This is a genomic window from Pseudarthrobacter sp. LT1 (genome assembly GCF_035621795.1).
In the GTDB taxonomy this organism is placed as follows: Bacteria; Actinomycetota; Actinomycetes; order Actinomycetales; family Micrococcaceae; genus Arthrobacter.
The window spans coordinates 965,540-983,773 of record NZ_CP141830.1; the positions used below are offsets into that span (position 1 = coordinate 965,540).

The following is an 18,234-nucleotide window of genomic DNA, read 5'->3' on the forward strand; positions in this document are numbered from 1 at the left end:
GCTGGTTCTCAGACTGCCCGTTCGGCCAGCAGGGGCAGGATGTGGTCCGTCAGCAGCGGAGCGAGGTCCCGGGGGAGGGCTGCGTCCGCCGGCCTGCTGATGTCCAGCCACCGGATCTCGGCGATCTCAGCCGCGGGAGTGGCCTCCCATGTGCCCGGGGCGATGAAGACGGTGGCTTCGATATCAGTAGCGGCCTCGTTCGCGGCGTCGGCGATCCACACCCCCATCAGTTCAAGCTCCTGGGGGCGGACCACGATCCCTACCTCCTCGGCGAGTTCCCTCGCGGCTGCCTGCACAGCGGTTTCGCCCGGCTCCGGCTTGCCGCCCGGATGCATGAACATGCCGGTCCCGCGCTTCCGCACGGTCAGGAGGCGCCCGGCGTCGTCAAACACGCAGACGGCGGAGACCACGATCCGGTCCTTCATGCGGTGATCCTTGCCAGGCGCGAGACCAGCAGGAGGTCCTTGCGGGGACCGGTGACGTCCCAGCTGTAACTGAACGCGTCCGGGCCCTGGCGGGTGTAGGACACGCGGTACGTGTCGGGGTCGCACCAGTGGGTGTCCTGGCTGGTGTCAGGGGTGAAGCTCATGCGGTGGAACGGCCTGCCGTCGGGAAAGAACACGTCCAGCGCATCGGGTTGCGGCAGGGGTTCCAGGACGTACTCCCGCGAGGCGGGACCGGTAAAAGAAGGCCAGCGCATGGTGCCTTCCTCGCGAAGGGCCATGCCGCCGTCGTCCGTTGGCGTGTAAACCACGACGCCGGAAAAGGTTCCGTGGGTGCCGTCCGACCTGTCCAGCAGGTCCCGCTCAAGCTGCCAGCGCCCAGCCTGGCTTGCTGCGCTGACGCCCAGGAGGTAGGCGCGGAGGCTTGGCTCCGGGGAAGGAGAATTCAAGTGCCCTCGATTGGAATCGAACCAACGACACCGGCTTTAGGAGAGCCGTGCTCTATCCACTGAGCTACGAGGGCGGGTGTCCGGTGGGGTTCGGCGGGGCCGGTCCGTCCGGACACGGTTACAAGCATACAAGGTGCCGGGCCGTACTACGCTCAAGGCATGAGTCCAGCCCCCACTGCCGCTCCCGCCGCCGCCTTCATCCCGAACGTTGCGTCCACCCGGCAGTACATCGGGGCCTGGGCGGTGCTGAGTGTGCTGCAGTATTTCGCCGCGGAGGCAGCCGTGGCCATGGGGTGGGCCGGGCCCCGACCCTACGACCTGCGGACCGGGTACATCAGTGATCTCGGTGCCCTCCACTGCGGAATCTACTCAGGACGCCACGTCTGCTCCCCATTGAACTGGCTGATGAACGCCTCGTTCGTGGTCCAGGGCCTCGGGCTGCTGCTGGGGGCGATACTGCTGACCTCGGGACTGCTGCGCGTGGCCGCCCGGCCCGGCACCCGGGTTAGTTGGGCCCGCAGGGAGCCTTGGCTCGCGGCCTCCGCCGTCCGGCTGCTCACCGGAGCCGCCGGCGTTGGAACCGTGGTGGTGGGCCTGGTCCCCGAAGACGTTGGCTCCCCCTGGCACTATGCGGGCGCCGTTATGTACTTCATCACCGGCGGCGCGGCACTGCTGGTGCTCGGCCTGCTGTGGCTGCGGAAGACGGGGATGGCGTGGTTCATCCTGGCGTGCGGCACCGTGTCCTTGGCGGCGGTCGCCACCGGAGGATTGACTCGCATGGAGGTACCGGAGCCGGGGACGCTGGAGCGGCTGATGGGCTACCCGGTGACGCTGGGGATGGCGACGGCGGGCCTGGTCATTGCGCAGCGGGTGCACCGGCACCGGAAGCAACGCCGCGCTGCGGAAGCTGCCGCAAGGGCAACTGCCGTTTAGCGCTCTTTCCGCTTCCGGCTGTTGAGGAAGACTGCCGCCGCCCCGGCAAGGAGGCTCAGCAGCAGAAGTACCCAGCCTGCAACGGTGAGGCCGGACGCCAAAGCCACCTGGCCGGCGTCGGGACCTTCCGTGCCCATCATGGCGTCAATGGCCACATTGCCCCACAGCCGGACCACCACGAACAGCATGGGCAACGCCCAGAGCGCCCAGCGCAAGGCCCTCCGTGCCACGTTGGTCCCAATGAGCAGCAGCCACGTGAAGCCGAAGATCAGCGGGAAGAGCGTTCCGGCGGTCTTGTGGACGTAACTCAGCTGGCCCAGCGCATCGCCGTTCATGACGCCCTGGAGCCGGCCGACGTAGCCGGCATCGAAGCCGCCCACCAGGGAATCCGGCATGGCCATGCCCTGGGACAGCTGCGTGAGCTGGTCCAGGGTCAGCAGGTGCAGGTACCAGAACAGGAACAGGCTGGCCACCACACCGGCAATGACGATCAGATTGCTGTTTCCCTGTGCCTTCTCCGGCGTGCGCGACGTGGTGGGGTTGACCACCGGCGGCAGGTGGTGCTGCGGCACAGCCGCGTTGGCGCCGTGCTTCTTGATCCGCTGGGCAGGGGTTTTGGCCATGGCACCATTATCCCGCCCCATAAACTGAACCCATGACCACTGGCCGACACAGCGCAGCTGTTCTTGACCCCTCATTGGATGACTACGACCTGGCGGCCGCCCTGGTCCGGGAAGCCGGCCAGCTGGCGCTCCTCATGCGCATGGCCGGGCTTGAGTCGGAACAAAAGACTTCTGTGTCCGACGTCGTCACCGCGGCCGACCACGCCGCGGAAGCCTATGTCCTGGAACAACTGCGGCGCTGCCGGCCGGACGATGGGATCGTGGGCGAGGAAGGTGCCTCCGTCCAGGGGACCAGCGGCCGGACCTGGGTGATCGACCCCGTGGACGGTACCTACAACTTCCTGCACGGTTCCACGTACTGGTGCTCAGCCATCGCGCTCAAGGACCGCCGCGCTGTGCTGCTGGGCGCCGTCTTCCAGCCGGAGGAGGACAAGCTGTGGCTGGGCGGGCATGACCGGCAGGCCACCTTGAACGGTGAAGCGCTGACCTCGTTTACCGGCGACGAAGGCAGGCGCAACACCACCAGCGTCGCCGAACTCGGCGCTGCCACCTACATCCATCCCACTTGGTTGATGGACCCGATGTGTGCCATGCCGTGGCACGCTGCGGCCACCTCCGCCGCATCCCTCCGCATGCTGGGATCCGGTTCCTGCGACCTCGGCCGGGTAGCCGACGGGCAGCTGGGGTGCTGGTTCCAGCACAGCTGCCCGGAATGGGACTGGCTGCCGGGCAAAGCGATTGTCCTTGCGGCCGGCGGGGCCGTGGATACCGTCCGGGTCAACGGGCTGGAGTGGTTCATCGCAGGAGGAACGAGGGCGGTCCGCGAGCTGCGTGCGGCCCTCGAGTCAGGCTCTGTGGCCTGAAGCAATCGCCCGCGCAGCGGGAGTAATCCACAGCCTGGAAGGCGTTGTCGGTCCCACCGCCTAGACTTGTAGGCACCATGGATATGTTGTTTGACCCGTACTCTGACGGACCGTTCAAGGCCGCTCCCGCCTCCACCGCCCGCACAAGGACGGAGCCTGAGGGCGTTGCCACCACGGCAGGGCCGGGCGGAATGCCGGACCTGAACGCCGGCGGGCACAACACCTCCGGGGGCTGGCAACAGTCCAGCCACGACGCCGGCAGCCGGCACCATGACGCCGGCCACCATGGCAGTCGCCGCCCCGACGCTTCCCAGCTGCTGGAGGGACTGAACCCGCAGCAGGAGGAAGCGGTCAAGCACGGCGGATCGGCGCTGCTGATCGTCGCCGGCGCCGGATCCGGCAAGACCCGCGTGCTCAGTAACCGGATCGCGTACCTGATCGCCACCGGCCGTGCCCACCACGGCGAAATCCTGGCCATTACGTTCACCAACAAGGCGGCCGCGGAAATGCGGGAGCGCATTGAGGCGCTGGTGGGTGGACGCGCCAAAATCATGTGGATTTCCACGTTCCACTCGTCCTGCGTCCGGATCCTGCGGCAGGAAGCGGCCAATGTCGGCCTGAAATCCAACTTCTCCATCTACGACTCCGCCGACTCCCTCCGCCTGGTCACGCAGGTTTCAAAAACCCTTGACCTTGACCCCAAGAAGTTTGCGCCGAAAGCCATCCAGCACAAGATTTCGGCGTTGAAGAACGAACTGATCGACGCCGAATCCTTTGCCTCGGAAGCCAACTACAACGACCCCTTCGAACATGCGGTGGCGGACGTCTACAAGGGCTACACGCAGCGGCTCCGCCAAGCCAACGCCATGGACTTCGATGACCTCATCGCCGAGACCGTCTACATGTTCCGCGCCTTCCCGGCGCTGGCGGAGTCCTACCGCCGCCGGTTCCGCCACGTCCTGGTGGACGAATACCAGGACACCAACCACGCCCAGTACGCCCTGGTCCGGGAGATCGTGGGGGAGGGCCCGGGTGCCTCGGAGCTGACCGTTGTTGGCGACTCTGACCAGTCCATCTACGCCTTCCGCGGCGCGGACATCCGGAACATTGTGGAGTTCGAAAAGGACTACCCGGAGGCCCGCACCATCAAGCTGGAGCAGAACTACCGTTCCACCCAGAACATCCTGAGTGCCGCCAACTCGGTCATCTCCCGCAACCCCAACCGGCCGGAAAAGCGGCTGTGGACCGCCGAGGGCGAAGGCCACAAGATCATTGGCTATGTCGGCGAAAACGAACACGACGAAGCGCAGTTCATCGCCAAGGAGATCGACCGACTCCAGGACGAGGAGAACCTCCGCCCGGGCGACGTCGCCATCTTCTACCGCACCAATGCCCAGTCCCGCTCCATCGAGGACGTGCTGGTGCGCGTGGGCCTGCCGTACAAGGTAGTGGGCGGCACCCGCTTCTACGAGCGCAAGGAAATTAAGGACGCCCTGGCCTACCTGCGCGTCCTGGTGAACCCGGACGACGACGTCAACCTCCGCCGGGTGCTCAACGAACCCAAGCGCGGCATCGGCGACCGTGCCGAAGGCGCCGTGGCGGCCCTCGCCAGCCGCGAACGCACCTCGTTCATGGCGGCCGCCCGCCGCGCGGACCAGGCACCTGGTATGGCCACCCGTTCGGTCAACGCCGTCCTCGGCTTCGTGAAAATGCTGGACGACCTCGCCGAGGTGGCTGCCGGGTCCGGGGCTGCCGCAGCACTCGAAGCAGTGCTGGAGCAAACCGGCTACCTTGCCGCGCTGCGGTCCAGCACGGATCCGCAGGACGAGTCCCGCGTGGAAAACCTGGCCGAGCTCGTGGCCGTGGTGCGCGAGTACGAGCAGGAGAATCCCGAGGGCAGCCTCGGCGCATTCCTCGAACAGGTATCCCTCGTGGCAGACGCCGACCAGATTCCGGATGCTCCCGGCGCGGACATTGACGCCGCCGTCGCCGAGGCCAAACGACTGGGCGTGGTGACGCTGATGACCCTGCACACGGCCAAGGGCCTGGAGTTCCCGGTGGTGTTCCTCACCGGCATGGAGCACGGACTCTTCCCGCACCAACGCTCCGCCACCGACCCCAAGGAACTTGCCGAGGAACGCCGGCTGGCCTACGTGGGACTCACCCGTGCCCGGAAGCGGCTGTACGTGACCCGGTCCGAGGTCCGCAGCATGTGGGGCCAAAGCCAGTACAACCCGGCCAGCCAATTCCTCGAGGAAATCCCCGCGGAGCTCCTGGAATGGAAACGGGAAGGCACCAGCCGCCAGTCATGGGCGGGCGGCGGTTCAATCGGCTCGGGCCGGTACAGCGGATCGTTCTGGGGCGCCGGTACCGCCCGCGGAGCCGCGGCAGATTCTTCCGCCGGCTTCAATGCCGACGTCCCGGCGTTCATCGCCAAGAACCGGGTGCAGCCGCAGAAGGAAATTATCGCCGTCAGCGTGGGGGACAAGGTCAACCACACCAGTTTTGGCAACGGAACGGTCCTGGCCCTCGAAGGTGCAGGAGACAAGACCGTGGCAAAGGTGAAGTTCGACGTCGGCGAAAAGCGCCTGCTGCTGCGCTACGCCCCGCTCACCAAACTCGACGCCTAGGCACGCCCGCGGACGTGCATAATGGAGCCCATGCGACGGACTGTATTGGGGATGCTCGCCGCCCTTTTCCTTATCACCTCCACCGGCTGCACGGTGACTACCAAGGACCCGGCCTACGTTCCGCCGGCTCCGTTGCACCCCATGGAGCAGCTGGAAAAGGCGCCACTGGCCGATGCGAAAACGTTCTCCAGCGGCGCAGATGTCCTCTCTTTCATCACCGCCGACCGGACCATCGCGTGCTCGCTCACGTCCGCCCGCGGGGAACACCTGAACCTGCCCTACGAGCAGAACCGCTACAGCGACGCCGCCAACAACAAGCTGCCCATCGTCCCGGTAGCCCACTGCGAGCTCGCCTCCTATCCGGCGCCCGAGCCAGGCGATATCAAGGACGACTGCGCCGGAACCCACCTTGGCTACCTGGGCGGTGTGGCCCTCCTGTCGCCGGACACCGCCCGATACGGTGAATGCCGCTCCGGCGTCACATCCATGGAAGGAACCTACGGGCCCAAGGGGAGCAAGGAGGGAACGCTGACCCAGTTGCCCGTGCTTGCGGACGGGCAGAACCTGGAACGCAACGGACTGCGCTGCTCCGCGTACAACGGCGGCGTGGCATGCGGAAACGTCTCCGCCGGCGTCGGATTCTTCGTTTCGCCCAAACGTTACGAGCTGATTCAGGGTGCGGCAAAAAGCGGCCAGCCGCCGCAGCAGGAGGGCCCAAAAACCCCGTAATTCCGCGGTTTTTCTACGCTCCATAGAATAGTGTGCTTACTCACATAAGGGGTAGTCTGGGACGGCCCGGTCCCTCCAAAGGACTAGAGTTCCCCATGGAGCATTACGCCGCGTGGCTCGTTTCCAGACAGGCCGCCGGTGCGTGCAATCCGCAGCCCGGTCATCGTCGTACAGATGGTGTCCGACTGTACAGAAACTACTTCGACGTAGAAGGACACTAAACCGTGGACCTGTTTGAATACCAGGCGCGCGATATGTTCGAGGCGCACGGTGTACCCGTGCTTGCCGGCATCGTGGCGTACACCCCAGAAGAAGCAAAGGCAGCTGCTGAGAAGATCGGCGGCGTGACCGTTGTCAAGGCACAGGTCAAGGCAGGCGGCCGTGGCAAGGCCGGCGGCGTCAAGGTCGCAAAGTCCGCTGATGAGGCGTTTGAGCACGCCACCAACATCCTGGGCATGGACATCAAGGGCCACACCGTCAAAAAGGTGATGATTGCCCAGGGTGCGGACATCGCCGAGGAGTTCTACTTCTCCGTCCTGCTGGACCGCGCCAACCGCAACTACCTGGCCATGTGCTCGGTTGAAGGCGGCATGGAGATCGAGCAGCTCGCCGTCGAACGTCCCGAAGCGCTGGCCAAGATCGCCATCGATCCCGCCGTGGGCATCGACCAGGCCAAGGCCGACGAAATCGTCGCAGCCGCAGGCTTCGCCGAGGAACTGCGCGGCAAGGTCGCCGCCGTGATCCTCAAGCTCTGGGATGTCTTCAAGAAGGAAGACGCAACCCTGGTGGAGGTCAACCCGCTGGTCAAGACCGGCGCCGGCGAGATCGTGGCACTGGACGGCAAGGTCTCCCTGGACGAGAACGCCGACTTCCGCCACGCCAAGCACGCGCAGCTCGAGGACAAGGACGCTGCAGACCCGCTTGAGGCCAAGGCAAAGGCGCAGGACCTCAACTACGTCAAGCTTGACGGCGAAGTGGGCATCATCGGCAACGGTGCAGGCCTGGTCATGTCCACCCTGGACGTCGTTGCCTACGCCGGTGAAAACCACGGCAACGTCAAGCCCGCCAACTTCCTGGACATCGGCGGCGGAGCCTCGGCCGAGGTCATGGCCGCCGGCTTGGACGTCATCCTGGGCGACGAGCAGGTCAAGTCCGTATTCGTCAACGTCTTCGGCGGCATCACCGCTTGCGACGCTGTCGCCAAGGGCATCGTCGGCGCACTGGCCGAACTGGGCCACGCCGCCAACAAGCCGCTGGTAGTCCGCCTCGACGGCAACAACGTCGAGGAAGGCCGCCGCATCCTCAACGAGGCCAACCACCCGCTGGTTACCCTGGCCGCCACCATGGACGAGGGCGCCGACAAGGCCGCCGAGCTCGCCAACGCAGCGAAGTAAAGGGACGCACCATGTCTATCTATCTGAACAAAGACTCCAAGGTCATCGTCCAGGGCATCACCGGCGGCGAAGGCACCAAGCACACCGCCCTGATGCTCAAGGCCGGCACCAACATCGTGGGCGGCGTCAACGCCCGCAAGGCCGGCACCACGGTCCTGCACGGCGACAACGAAATCAGCGTCTACGGCACCGTCAAGGAAGCCATGGCTGAAACCGGCGCCGACGTCTCCATCGTCTTCGTGCCGCCGGCATTCACCAAGAACGCCGTTGTCGAAGCCATCGAGGCCGGCATCGGCCTGGTCGTGGTCATCACCGAGGGCGTTCCCGTCCAGGACTCCGCCGAATTCTGGGCCCTGGCCCAGTCCAAGGTGGACGCCGACGGCAACCAGGTCACCCGCATCATCGGCCCGAACTGCCCCGGCATCATCACCCCCGGCGAAGCACTGGTTGGCATCACCCCCGCCAACATCACCGGCAAGGGCCCCATCGGCCTGGTTTCCAAGTCCGGCACGCTGACCTACCAGATGATGTACGAACTGCGCGACCTGGGCTTCTCCACCGCCATCGGCATCGGCGGCGACCCCATCATCGGCACCACGCACATCGACGCCCTGGCCGCGTTCGAGGCTGACCCCGAGACCAAGGCCATCGTCATGATCGGCGAGATCGGCGGCGACGCCGAAGAGCGCGCAGCCGACTTCATCAAGGCCAACGTCACCAAGCCGGTCGTCGGCTACGTTGCCGGCTTCACCGCCCCCGAAGGCAAGACCATGGGCCACGCAGGCGCCATCGTCTCCGGTTCCGCCGGTACCGCGCAGGCCAAGAAGGAAGCCCTCGAGGCTGCCGGCGTAAAGGTCGGCAAGACGCCGTCCGAGACCGCCAAGCTGCTCCGCGAGGTCTACGCCGCCCTCTAGGCAGCACTTCACTACGCGGGGCCACCCCCGGTCCGTTTCCAGTGATGGGACGGACCCCGGGTGGCCCCGCGTTCGTTGTTTAACGAATGACGACGACGGCGGGCGGCGCCTGCCCAACCCGGTCGAGTAATGTTGGGACAGGAAAAACGGGCGCCCCGGGCGCGCAGGCAGGGGATTAACGATGGCAGAAAAGCGACCCACCCTGGTCGACGCCGTCGTGGACAAGGTCCTCGAGCACATCATCAGCGGGGAAATAAAGGCCGACGACGCCCTGCCGCCGGAGGCTGACATCGCCAAGGAATCGGGCGTCAGCAGGCTGACGGCCCGGGAAGCCATGAAGGTGCTCAAAGCGCAGGACGTTGTCTACGTAAAGCGCGGCCGGGGCACTTTCGTCAACCCGCCCGAGCGCTGGACCGGGCTGGACGCCATCATGCGTGCAGCCTCCAGGGGAGTGGCCTCGGACCAGGTGGCACTCCGCCTGCTGGAGGTACGCCGCATGGTGGAGACCGGGGCAGCCGAACTTGCTGCCTCCCGGCACCGCCCGGTTGACCTCACTGCGTTGCAGGACAGCGTGGAGCAGATGGAAGCGGCGCACCTGGCCGGAGATGTCGATGCACTGACCGTGGCCGATATCGCCTTCCATGACACCGTGCTGCGTGCATCCGGCAATCCGTTCGTACCCGCCCTGCTGGGACAGCTCTCCACGCTGCTGTACGCCATGCGCCGGGAAACTTCAGCCTTCCCGGACGTGCAGCGCCACGCCATCCACCACCACAAGATGGTCCTGGCGGCCATCGCTGCGGGCGATCCAGCCACGGCGCGGTCCACCATGGATGCCCACATCACCCAGACCTTTGAGGACTACGAGCAGTTCCTTGCCATGTCCAGCCGCAGCGGAACCACCGGCCGCTAGGGGCTGGCCCGCCTGGAACCCGCCCGGCGGGCCAGGGAGCGGTGGCCTGCCTCCCTGTCCGCGTCCGCAGCCATTATGTTGACGCCCACAAGTACCTGTGACTAGAATCTCAGTCAGACATCAGACATCTGATATCACCCCCCAAAATGCCGCCAGCCAAAGGAGTCGTCATGCGCGCGCATTCCCCTTTTGAGGGTCCCCACACCACCCCCGGAGGCCTGCGATGACCTCCCGCACCACTGCCCCCGCACTCAGCCAGCTCGGCGAGACCACCCTCCGCAAGGTACGCCGGCGGCTGATGCCCCTGATCGTCCTTCTCTACTTCATTGCCTACCTGGACCGGAACAATGTGGGCTTCGCCAAGCTCGGCATGCAGGGCGACATCGGCCTGACCGAGGCTGCCTACGGCCTGGGCGCCGGCATCTTCTTCCTTGGCTACGCCTTGCTTGAGATCCCCAGCAACGGCGGCATGTACCGGTATGGTGCCCGCAAATGGATCGCCAGAATCCTCATCACCTGGGGAATCTTCGCAACTGCCATGTTCCTGGTGAACGGTGAAACCACGTTCTATGTCATCCGTTTCCTCCTCGGCGCGGCAGAGGCCGGCTTCTTCCCGGCGATCCTCTTCTACCTGACGCTGTGGTTCCCGGCGGCCCAGCGAGTGACGGTGTTGGGCATTTTCATCCTCGCCCAGCCCATCTCCAACGCCCTGGGCGCACCAGTGTCCGGCATGCTCCTGAACCTGGAAGGCGTGGCCGGCCTGCACGGCTGGCAGTGGCTCTACATCCTCGAGGGCATTCCGGCCATCATCCTGGGCATCATCACGCCGTTCGTCATGACCGACCGCCCCGAGCACGCCAAGTGGCTCAAGCCGGAAGAGCGTGAATGGCTGTCGACCACCATGGCCGCTGAGCTGGCCCACAAGCAGAAGTCCGGAAACCACAACTTCCTGGCCGGCCTCAAGGACCCCCGCACCATCGCCTACTCCGCGCTGTACTTCGGCCTGGTCTGCGGCATCTACGGCCTGGGGCTCTGGCTGCCCACCATCGTCAAGGCACTGGGCAAGTTTGACTCAACGCAGGTGGGGTTCATCGTCTTCATCCCGTACGCCATCGCCGCGGTGTTCGTGTACTTCTGGAGCAAGCGGTCAGACCGTACGGGCAACCGCGTATGGCATGCCAGCGTCAGCATGGTGCTTGCCGCCGTCGGCCTCCTGGGAGCCGGCTTCCTGCTCCCGGTCAACGCGGTGCTTGCCATGGTCTTCCTGACCCTGGCAGCCATGGGCATCTACTCCGCGATCGCACCCTTCCTGGCCATGCCGTCCGCCGCCCTCACCGGCGCCGCGGCAGCCGCCGGACTGGCCATGGTCAACTCGCTCGGCAACCTGGGCGGCTTCGTGGCCCCCTACATCGTGGGCATCCTCAAGGACGCCACCGGAAACAGCCAGACGGGCCTGGTGTTCCTGGCCGCCTGCCTTGCCGTGACCGCCGTCGCCACTTACCTCTATGCACGCAACCGGCCTGAAGGTGTCTCCGCCCCCGCAGCCACCATTCCTGCCGCCGAAAAACATTAGGAAACAGCAATGACTACAGAGCACGCATTCCCCACAGAACGTACCGCAGTCCTGACCGGGGCGGCATCCGCCCGGGGCATTGGCCGCGCAACCGCAGACCGGCTGGCCAGCCAGGGCTGGTCCATCGCCATTTTGGACATCAACGCCGAAGACGCCAAGGCGGCCGCAGCGGAAATTGGTTCCAGCCGTGCCGTCAAGGCCATCGGCGTGGGCGCCGACGTCTCGGACGAGGCGTCGGTGGATCGTGCCATCACCGAAATCGAGCAGTCCCTTCCGCCCATCGTGGGACTGGTCAACCTGGCCGGAATCAGTTCCCCCACTCCCTTCATGGAAACCACCGTGGCGGAATGGGACAAGGTCTTCGCGATCAACATGCGTGGCACCTTCGTGGTGTCCCAGCGCGTCCTCAAGGGCATGATTGAGCGGGAGCTGGGACGGATCGTCAGCATCTCCTCCATCTCCGCCCAGCGCGGCGGTGGAACCTACTCCAAGGTTGCCTACAGTGCCTCCAAAGCCGGAATCCTCGGGTTCACCCGTGCCCTGGCGCGTGAAGTCGGTGAGCACAACATCACAGTGAACGCCATCGCACCGGGCCCGATCGACACGGACATCATGGGCGGAACGCTGAGCGATGAGCGCAAGGCGCAGATGTCCGAGGGGATCATGATGGGCCGGGTGGGAACCCGGGAGGAAGTGGCGGCCCTGATCGGGTTCCTCCTTAGCGAGGATGCCGGCTACATCACGGCCGCGACCTATGACATCAACGGCGGCCTGCAGGTTTCCTGACGCCCCTGCTTTCCTGGCACCCCTGGCGCACGGTGCCGTACGGCCCAGCGGCCGCACGGCACCGTGGCCGGGGCGCGTCATCCGCAACGTCCCGCCCCTGCAGCGGCTATAGGATTTCTACATGGCAACCAAGAACCAGGCCACCGGCGGGGTGAGCAGGCAGGTCCTCGCGGACCACGTCTATGAGGCGCTTTTGGTTGCCCTCATGGACGGCCGGCTGGAAGCGGGCACCCCCGTCAGTATCGACGGGATGGCCAGGGAACTGGACGTCTCACCAACGCCCGTGCGGGAGGCGCTTGCCCGGCTGGAAGCCACCGGCATGGTTCGCAGGATGGCCCTGCGCGGCTACCGGGTAGCCCCGCTGTTCTCTCCGGAAGAGCTGGCAGACCTGATGGACGCCCGGCTGGTGATCGAACCGGCCAACGCCTTCATGGCCTGCAAGCACGCAGACCAGGAACTGACCGGGCAGCTCCAGCAGGCCATCGAGGACCTGAAAGCCGCACCTCGCGGCCCGTCGTTCGCCGAGTTCCGCGCGTACTGGGAAGCGGATGAGCGGTTCCACCGGCTCATTGCCGAATCGGCGGACAATCAGTTCCTGTTGTCCGCCTACAACGCGCTGGGGGGCCAAGTGCAGCGTTTCCGCTTCTTTGGCGGCCTGGGCGTAACGGACGCCGACTACGCCATCGCGGAACATACCGAGATCCTCAAGGCCTTTGAAGCCGGCGACGCCGAACTCGCCCGGCAGAAAATGATCGACCACATCGAGGGCGTCAAGCAGCGCTCGCAGCACGACAGCGAAGTGCGCAGCTAGCAGCACGCCCAGGGGCCGGCGAGCCCCTCATCCCTCGACTCCATCCCTGGGAGTCCACAAACGAACCCTTGACAGGATCCATAACTAACGTAGATCCTATAGGAAATGCGATTCATGATCTGGAGTAACAATGCCGTACACCGCTGAAAACTGGCCCATCGCCGCCGCCCTGCTGCAGTTCCCCGGAACCAGGCCGGACGGAACCGCCGTCCAGGACGCCCCTGCCAGCGACTGGCAGCAGGTCTTCGAAGAAGTGGCCGACGCCGGTTTCACCAATGCCGACCTCACCGACAGCTGGGTCCGTCCCGGCGATCTTTCCAGTGCCCGGCTGGACGACCTGAAAGCCGCCGCCACGGCCGCCGGCCTTGGACTTCCCTCCATCTCCGCCATCCGCCGCAGCGTGATCGAGGAAGGCAACTGGGAAGACAACCTGGCCTACACCCACCGAACCCTCGAGGCCGCAGCACATCTTGGCTGCGAGGTTGTCTCGATCGGGCTCCACCAGGCCATTACCCCCGAGCAGCGGAAGCAGCTGTGGTTCTGGACCGTGGAGGGCCACAAGGACCCGGTGGGGGACAAGGAAAGCTGGAACAACGCCGTCACCCGCATCCGCGAAGTGGGCAAGCACGCCGCCGAACTTGGCCTCCTGGTGTCCCTGGAGATGTACGAGGACACCTACCTGGGCACCGGAGATTCCTCCGTGCAGCTGGTCCAGGACATCGACCTGCCCAACGTGGGGCTGAACCCGGACCTGGGCAACCTGATCCGGCTGCACCGCCCCATCGAGGACTGGCGCGAACTGGTGCACAAGACCCTGCCGTACTCCAACTACTGGCACGTCAAGAACTACATCCGCGATGAAAACCAGGCCCGGAACCAGTACGTCGCCATGCCGGCCCCTATGGAATCAGGCCTCATCAGCTACCGCGAGGCCTTCCAGTTCGCCATCTCCGTCGGCTTCCAGGGCATCATCTGCACCGAGCACTACGGTGGCGACGGACTGAGCGTCACCGCCGCCAACCAGGACTACCTGCGCCGCCAGGTCCTGCCTAAGCGGGACGGCTATGCCCTGGGCACCAGCCTGGTGGCCCAGGGCCGGCAAACTCCGGCGGCAGTCCCCGCACGCTAGCCGGCAGGCATCCCAACCGAGACAACCGGTTCAACGAGGAATCATGACAAAGATATTTGACGATCCAGCGCAGTTCGCAGACGACGCCCTCGACGGCTTCGTGGCCGCCAACCGCCAGTACGTTGCGCGCGTTGACGGCGGCGTTGTCCGCTCCACCGAATCACCCGCCGGCCAGGTGGCACTGGTCATCGGCGGGGGCTCCGGCCACTACCCGGCCTTCGCCGGCCTGGTGGGCGCCGGGCTGGCCGCAGGAAGCGCCTGCGGCAACATGTTTGCGTCCCCTTCCGCGGGGCAGGTGTACCGCGTGGCCAAGGCATCCCAGACCGGCGGGGGAGTCCTGCTCAGCTACGGAAACTATGCCGGCGACGTCCTCCACTTTGGCCAGGCCCAGGACAAACTGAACGCCGAAGGCATCGAAACCCGGACCGTCCTGGTCACCGATGACATCGCCAGCGCTCCGCTGGAGGAAATCACCAAGCGCCGCGGCATCGCCGGCGACCTGACAGTCTTCAAGGTGGCCGGCGCGGCAGCGGAAGCCGGCCTTGACCTGGACGAAGTGGAGCGCCTCGCCATCAAGGCCAACCACCACACCCGCTCGCTCGGCGTTGCCTTTGCCGGCTGCACCCTTCCCGGAGCAGCCGAACCTCTGTTCACCGTGCCCGACGGCATGATGTCCGTGGGGCTCGGCATCCACGGTGAACCGGGCATCTCCGAGCAGCCCCTGCCCACCGCCGGCGAGCTCGCCCGGCTCCTGGTGGACGGCTTGCTCAAGGACAAGCCGGACGCCGCGGGCACCAGGGTGGTGCCGATCCTGAACGGCCTGGGAACGGTCAAGTACGACGAACTCTTCCTGCTGTTCGGCAAGATCGAAGCGCTGCTGACCGGGGCCGGACTGGAGATCGTGGAGCCGGAGTGCGGCGAACTGGTGACCAGCCTGGACATGTCCGGACTGTCCCTGACGCTGTTCTGGCTGGACGGGGAACTGGAAAAGTTGTGGGCAGCGCCGGCCGACACGCCCGCCTTCCGCAAAGGCAACCTGGCCCCGCGCCATGCCCGGTCCGTGGAGTCCCTCGCCGAGGCGGGAACGGCGCCGGCGCTGGCCGCCACCCCGGCGTCGACTGCCCTGGCCGCCACGGCGGTGGGCGCGCTGAAGGAAGCCCGGTCCGTCGTCGTCGAACATGAGGACGCGCTTGGGAAACTGGACGCCATCGCCGGGGACGGCGACCACGGCATTGGCATGCGCCGCGGCGTTGATGCCGCCGTTGCCGCCGCCGAGAAGTCCCACGCGTCCGGCGCGGGGCTTGAGGAACTCCTCACGGCGGCGGGGGAGCAGTGGGCCGAACGTGCCGGCGGCACCTCCGGGGCCCTGTGGGGCGCTGCCGTCACTGCGGTCGGCAGGACCCTTGGCAGCAAGGACTCCTACACCGCGGCCGACGCAGCCGCCGCCGTCAACGCCCTCCGCGACGCCATCATCACCCTGGGCAAGGCGGAAGCGGGGGACAAGACCATGGTGGACGCTCTGCTTCCGTTCGCCGAGACCTTCAACCGCGCGATAGACGACGGCGGCAGCCTGGCCGGGAGCCTCCGTGCGGCAGCGGAGGCGGCAGCAAAAGCCGCTGACGAGACCTCCGGGCTCAGCCCGAAGAAGGGCCGCGCCCGTCCCCTGGCCGAAAAGAGCCTTGGCCACCCCGACCCCGGTGCTGTGTCCTTCGGCCTCATCGCCCGCAGGCTGGCCGACTACGCCGCCACCATCGAAAGCCACTAAAGGAGAACCCTTATGACTGAGCAATCCCAGCCGGGCTGGCGCATCGTCGTCGGCAATGACGAAGCCGGCGTCGAATACAAGAACGCCCTGCGCGAACTGCTGGAGGCGGACCCCCGCGTCGCCTCGGTGGAGGATGTGGGAGTCGGCGCCGACGACACCACCGCCTACCCCCACCTGGCCGTCGCCGCCGCCCGCAAAGTGGCCGCCGGTGAAGCGGACCGCGCCCTCCTGATCTGCGGAACCGGCCTGGGCGTCGCCATCTCCGCCAACAAGGTACCGGGCATCCGGGCCGTCACCGCGCACGACAGCTACTCCGTGGAACGCTCCGTGCTGTCCAACAACGCCCAGGTCCTGACCATGGGCCAGCGCGTCATCGGCCTGGAACTGGCCAAGAAGCTGGTGGGCGAGTGGCTCAACTACCGCTTCGATGAAAACTCCGCATCCGCGGCCAAAGTAGACGCCATCTGCTCCTATGAGGGCGCGTCGGAAGGACTTGAAACCACATGAGCACCCGTAACATCGCCGTCGTCGGCTCAGGCTACATGGGCGGCGGAATCGCCCAGGTCCTGGCACTTGCCGGAGCCCGCGTGGCCTTGGCGGACGTCTCCGCCGAAATCGCCCAAAGCAACTACGAACGGCTCCTGAAGGAATCCGACGAGTTTGTGGCAGCAGGCCTCTTCCCGGCCAACGCCACGGACCTGCTCAAGGAAAACCTGTGGGCAGCCAAGGACATCGAAGAAGCGGTAGCGGACGCCGAATACATCGAGGAGGCCGTGCCGGAAGTCCTCGAGATCAAGCACGCCACCCTCGGCCGGATCAGTGCCGCCGCCCGGCCCGATGCCATCATCGGCTCCAACACCTCCACCATCTCCATCGCCAAGCTCGCCGAAGTGGTGGACAACCCGGAGCGCTTCCTGGGCGTCCACTTCTCCAACCCGGCACCCTTCATTCCCGGCGTGGAAGTCATCCCGCACGAGGGGACCTCCGAGGCAACCGTCCAGGCCGCCCGCACCATCGTGGGGGAGACCGGCAAGGAAACCGCCACCGTCAAGGACGTCACCGGCTTCGTGCTGAACCGGCTCCAGTACGCCCTCTTCCACGAAGCCGCCCAGGTGGTGGAGGAAGGCATCGCCACCGCCGAGGACGTGGACACCCTGGTCCGCACCACCTTCGGCTTCCGCCTGCCGTTCTTCGGCCCCTTCGCCATCGCCGACATGGCAGGCCTGGACGTCTACGCCTTCTGCTACAAGTCGCTGCAGACCGGCTTCCCGGAGCGGTTCGCCACCCCGCAGATCCTGCAGGAAAAGGTCGACGCCGGCCAGCTGGGCACCAAGACCGGCTCCGGCTTCCTTGATGTCCCGGCAGAGCGCACGGCAGCCCTGGTTGCCTACCGGAACAAGGCCTACGTCGCCATGCAGAAGCTCATCGAGGACTTGGGCCCGGCCCCGCTGTCCTAGCCCTGCTTTCCCTCAACCGGAAGGAACATTCCATGACAGTTTTCCCCGCAGAGCGCACGGTGATCGTCACCGGTGCAGTCTCTGAGCGCGGCATCGGCCGCGCCACAGCGGAGTACCTTGCCGAGCGCGGCTGGAACATCGGCGTGATCGACCTTGACGATGCCGCCAGCAAGGACCTGGCCAAGGAACTGGCCGAAAAGCATGGCGTCAAAGCCCACGGCGCCGGTGCCAACATCGGCGACGAAGCCTCGGTGCGTGCCGCCATCGACGAGATCGAAGCCGAGCTTCCCCAACTGGTGGCACTGGCAAACATCGCGGGCGTCAGCTCCCCGGTTCCTTACCTGGAGCTCGACAGCGCCGAGTGGGACCGCGTGGTGAACATCAACATGAACGGCGTCCACTACGCCACCCGCCGGGCGGCCGAATCGATGGCCAGGAACCGGGTGGGTCGGATCGTCAACATCTCCTCCGTCTCCGCGCAGCGCGGCGGCGGAACCTTCAGCAAGACCCCGTACTCCGTGGCGAAGGCCGGCGTCATCGGCCTGACCCGCGCCACCGCCCGCGAACTGGGCGAGTACGACATCACGGTCAATGCCATCTCACCCGGTCCGATCGACACCGACATCATGGGCGGCACCCTCAGCGAGGAACGCAAGGATGAACTCGTGAAGGACCTGGTGGTGAACCGGGTGGGCACCACCCGCGACATCGCGGCGGCCATTTCCTTCCTCATCGGCGAGGACGCCGGCTACATTTCCGGCCAGACGCTGAACGTCGACGGCGGCCTGTACATGCACTGACGGCATCCGCACCGGATGCCAC

At 66.1% G+C, this 18,234-nt stretch carries 18 protein-coding genes and 1 tRNA gene; 15 read left to right on the forward strand and 4 right to left on the reverse strand.

All coding sequences use genetic code 11. The features are described 5' to 3' along the window. Positions 1 to 8: 8 nt before the first annotated feature. The 3 genes from VIK36_RS04670 to VIK36_RS04680 all read right to left on the reverse strand — a co-directional run bounded on the left by VIK36_RS04670 (position 9) and on the right by VIK36_RS04680 (position 966). Positions 9 to 425, reverse strand: coding sequence for an NUDIX domain-containing protein (locus VIK36_RS04670; RefSeq protein ID WP_324644255.1), 417 nt, complete (start codon positions 423 to 425; stop codon positions 9 to 11). Then, a complete protein-coding gene (locus tag VIK36_RS04675; RefSeq protein WP_324644256.1) occupies positions 422 to 892 on the reverse strand; it encodes a DUF6314 family protein in 471 nt (156 codons plus the stop codon). The genes VIK36_RS04670 and VIK36_RS04675 overlap by 4 nt, the downstream gene beginning before the upstream one ends. Before the next feature lies 1 nt (position 893). Beyond that, positions 894 to 966, reverse strand: a tRNA-Arg gene (locus VIK36_RS04680). Between the two features lie 85 nt (positions 967 to 1,051). Here VIK36_RS04680 and VIK36_RS04685 point away from each other — a divergent pair. After that, positions 1,052 to 1,825, forward strand: a complete 774-nt coding sequence (locus VIK36_RS04685; protein ID WP_324644257.1) for a DUF998 domain-containing protein — start codon at positions 1,052 to 1,054, stop codon at positions 1,823 to 1,825. Here the strand turns inward: VIK36_RS04685 and VIK36_RS04690 are convergent. Continuing rightward, positions 1,822 to 2,448 carry a hypothetical protein gene (locus tag VIK36_RS04690; protein ID WP_324644258.1) on the reverse strand — a complete coding sequence of 209 codons (627 nt, stop codon included), beginning with the start codon at positions 2,446 to 2,448 and terminating at the stop codon, positions 1,822 to 1,824. The two genes, VIK36_RS04685 and VIK36_RS04690, sit on opposite strands and share 4 nt — an antisense overlap. A gap of 32 nt (positions 2,449 to 2,480) precedes the next feature. Here VIK36_RS04690 and VIK36_RS04695 point away from each other — a divergent pair, with 32 nt between their 5' ends. From VIK36_RS04695 to VIK36_RS04760, 14 genes are all read left to right on the forward strand, one after another. Beyond that, on the forward strand, positions 2,481 to 3,311 hold the full coding sequence (locus tag VIK36_RS04695) for an inositol monophosphatase family protein (protein WP_324644259.1): 831 nt from the start codon (positions 2,481 to 2,483) through the stop codon (positions 3,309 to 3,311). An 83-nt stretch (positions 3,312 to 3,394) separates the two neighbouring features. Further along, positions 3,395 to 5,941, forward strand: coding sequence for a DNA helicase PcrA (gene pcrA, locus VIK36_RS04700; RefSeq protein ID WP_420716266.1), 2,547 nt, complete (start codon positions 3,395 to 3,397; stop codon positions 5,939 to 5,941). 21 nt (positions 5,942 to 5,962) lie between these two features. Continuing rightward, positions 5,963 to 6,670 (forward strand): hypothetical protein, encoded by a 708-nt coding sequence (locus VIK36_RS04705; protein WP_255174534.1) that lies wholly within the window; start codon positions 5,963 to 5,965, stop codon positions 6,668 to 6,670. Between the two features lie 224 nt (positions 6,671 to 6,894). After that, on the forward strand, positions 6,895 to 8,064 hold the full coding sequence (sucC, locus tag VIK36_RS04710; RefSeq protein ID WP_324644261.1) for an ADP-forming succinate--CoA ligase subunit beta: 1,170 nt from the start codon (positions 6,895 to 6,897) through the stop codon (positions 8,062 to 8,064). A gap of 11 nt (positions 8,065 to 8,075) precedes the next feature. Beyond that, positions 8,076 to 8,978, forward strand: a complete 903-nt coding sequence (gene sucD / locus VIK36_RS04715; RefSeq protein ID WP_255174536.1) for a succinate--CoA ligase subunit alpha — start codon at positions 8,076 to 8,078, stop codon at positions 8,976 to 8,978. A 181-nt stretch (positions 8,979 to 9,159) separates the two neighbouring features. After that, on the forward strand, positions 9,160 to 9,891 hold the full coding sequence (locus VIK36_RS04720) for a FadR/GntR family transcriptional regulator (protein WP_255174537.1): 732 nt from the start codon (positions 9,160 to 9,162) through the stop codon (positions 9,889 to 9,891). A gap of 223 nt (positions 9,892 to 10,114) precedes the next feature. Further along, positions 10,115 to 11,464, forward strand: a complete 1,350-nt coding sequence (locus tag VIK36_RS04725) for an MFS transporter (protein WP_324644262.1) — start codon at positions 10,115 to 10,117, stop codon at positions 11,462 to 11,464. Between the two features lie 9 nt (positions 11,465 to 11,473). Next, a complete protein-coding gene (locus VIK36_RS04730) occupies positions 11,474 to 12,250 on the forward strand; it encodes an SDR family NAD(P)-dependent oxidoreductase (protein WP_255174539.1) in 777 nt (258 codons plus the stop codon). Positions 12,251 to 12,371: 121 nt separating this feature from the next. Beyond that, complete coding sequence (locus tag VIK36_RS04735) at positions 12,372 to 13,061, forward strand: GntR family transcriptional regulator (protein ID WP_255174540.1); 690 nt, start codon at positions 12,372 to 12,374, stop codon at positions 13,059 to 13,061. A gap of 130 nt (positions 13,062 to 13,191) precedes the next feature. Next, complete coding sequence (locus tag VIK36_RS04740; RefSeq protein ID WP_324644263.1) at positions 13,192 to 14,190, forward strand: sugar phosphate isomerase/epimerase family protein; 999 nt, start codon at positions 13,192 to 13,194, stop codon at positions 14,188 to 14,190. Between the two features lie 43 nt (positions 14,191 to 14,233). Then, a complete protein-coding gene (locus tag VIK36_RS04745) occupies positions 14,234 to 15,955 on the forward strand; it encodes a dihydroxyacetone kinase family protein (protein ID WP_324644264.1) in 1,722 nt (573 codons plus the stop codon). A gap of 12 nt (positions 15,956 to 15,967) precedes the next feature. After that, positions 15,968 to 16,462 carry a ribose-5-phosphate isomerase gene (locus VIK36_RS04750; protein WP_224025091.1) on the forward strand — a complete coding sequence of 165 codons (495 nt, stop codon included), beginning with the start codon at positions 15,968 to 15,970 and terminating at the stop codon, positions 16,460 to 16,462. Next, positions 16,459 to 17,412: a 3-hydroxyacyl-CoA dehydrogenase family protein gene (locus VIK36_RS04755; protein ID WP_159632829.1), complete on the forward strand. Its 954-nt coding sequence runs from the start codon at positions 16,459 to 16,461 to the stop codon at positions 17,410 to 17,412. Before VIK36_RS04750 ends, VIK36_RS04755 begins: the two co-directional genes overlap by 4 nt. A 32-nt stretch (positions 17,413 to 17,444) precedes the next feature. Then, positions 17,445 to 18,212 (forward strand): SDR family NAD(P)-dependent oxidoreductase, encoded by a 768-nt coding sequence (locus tag VIK36_RS04760; RefSeq protein ID WP_255174543.1) that lies wholly within the window; start codon positions 17,445 to 17,447, stop codon positions 18,210 to 18,212. Positions 18,213 to 18,234 lie beyond the last annotated feature (22 nt).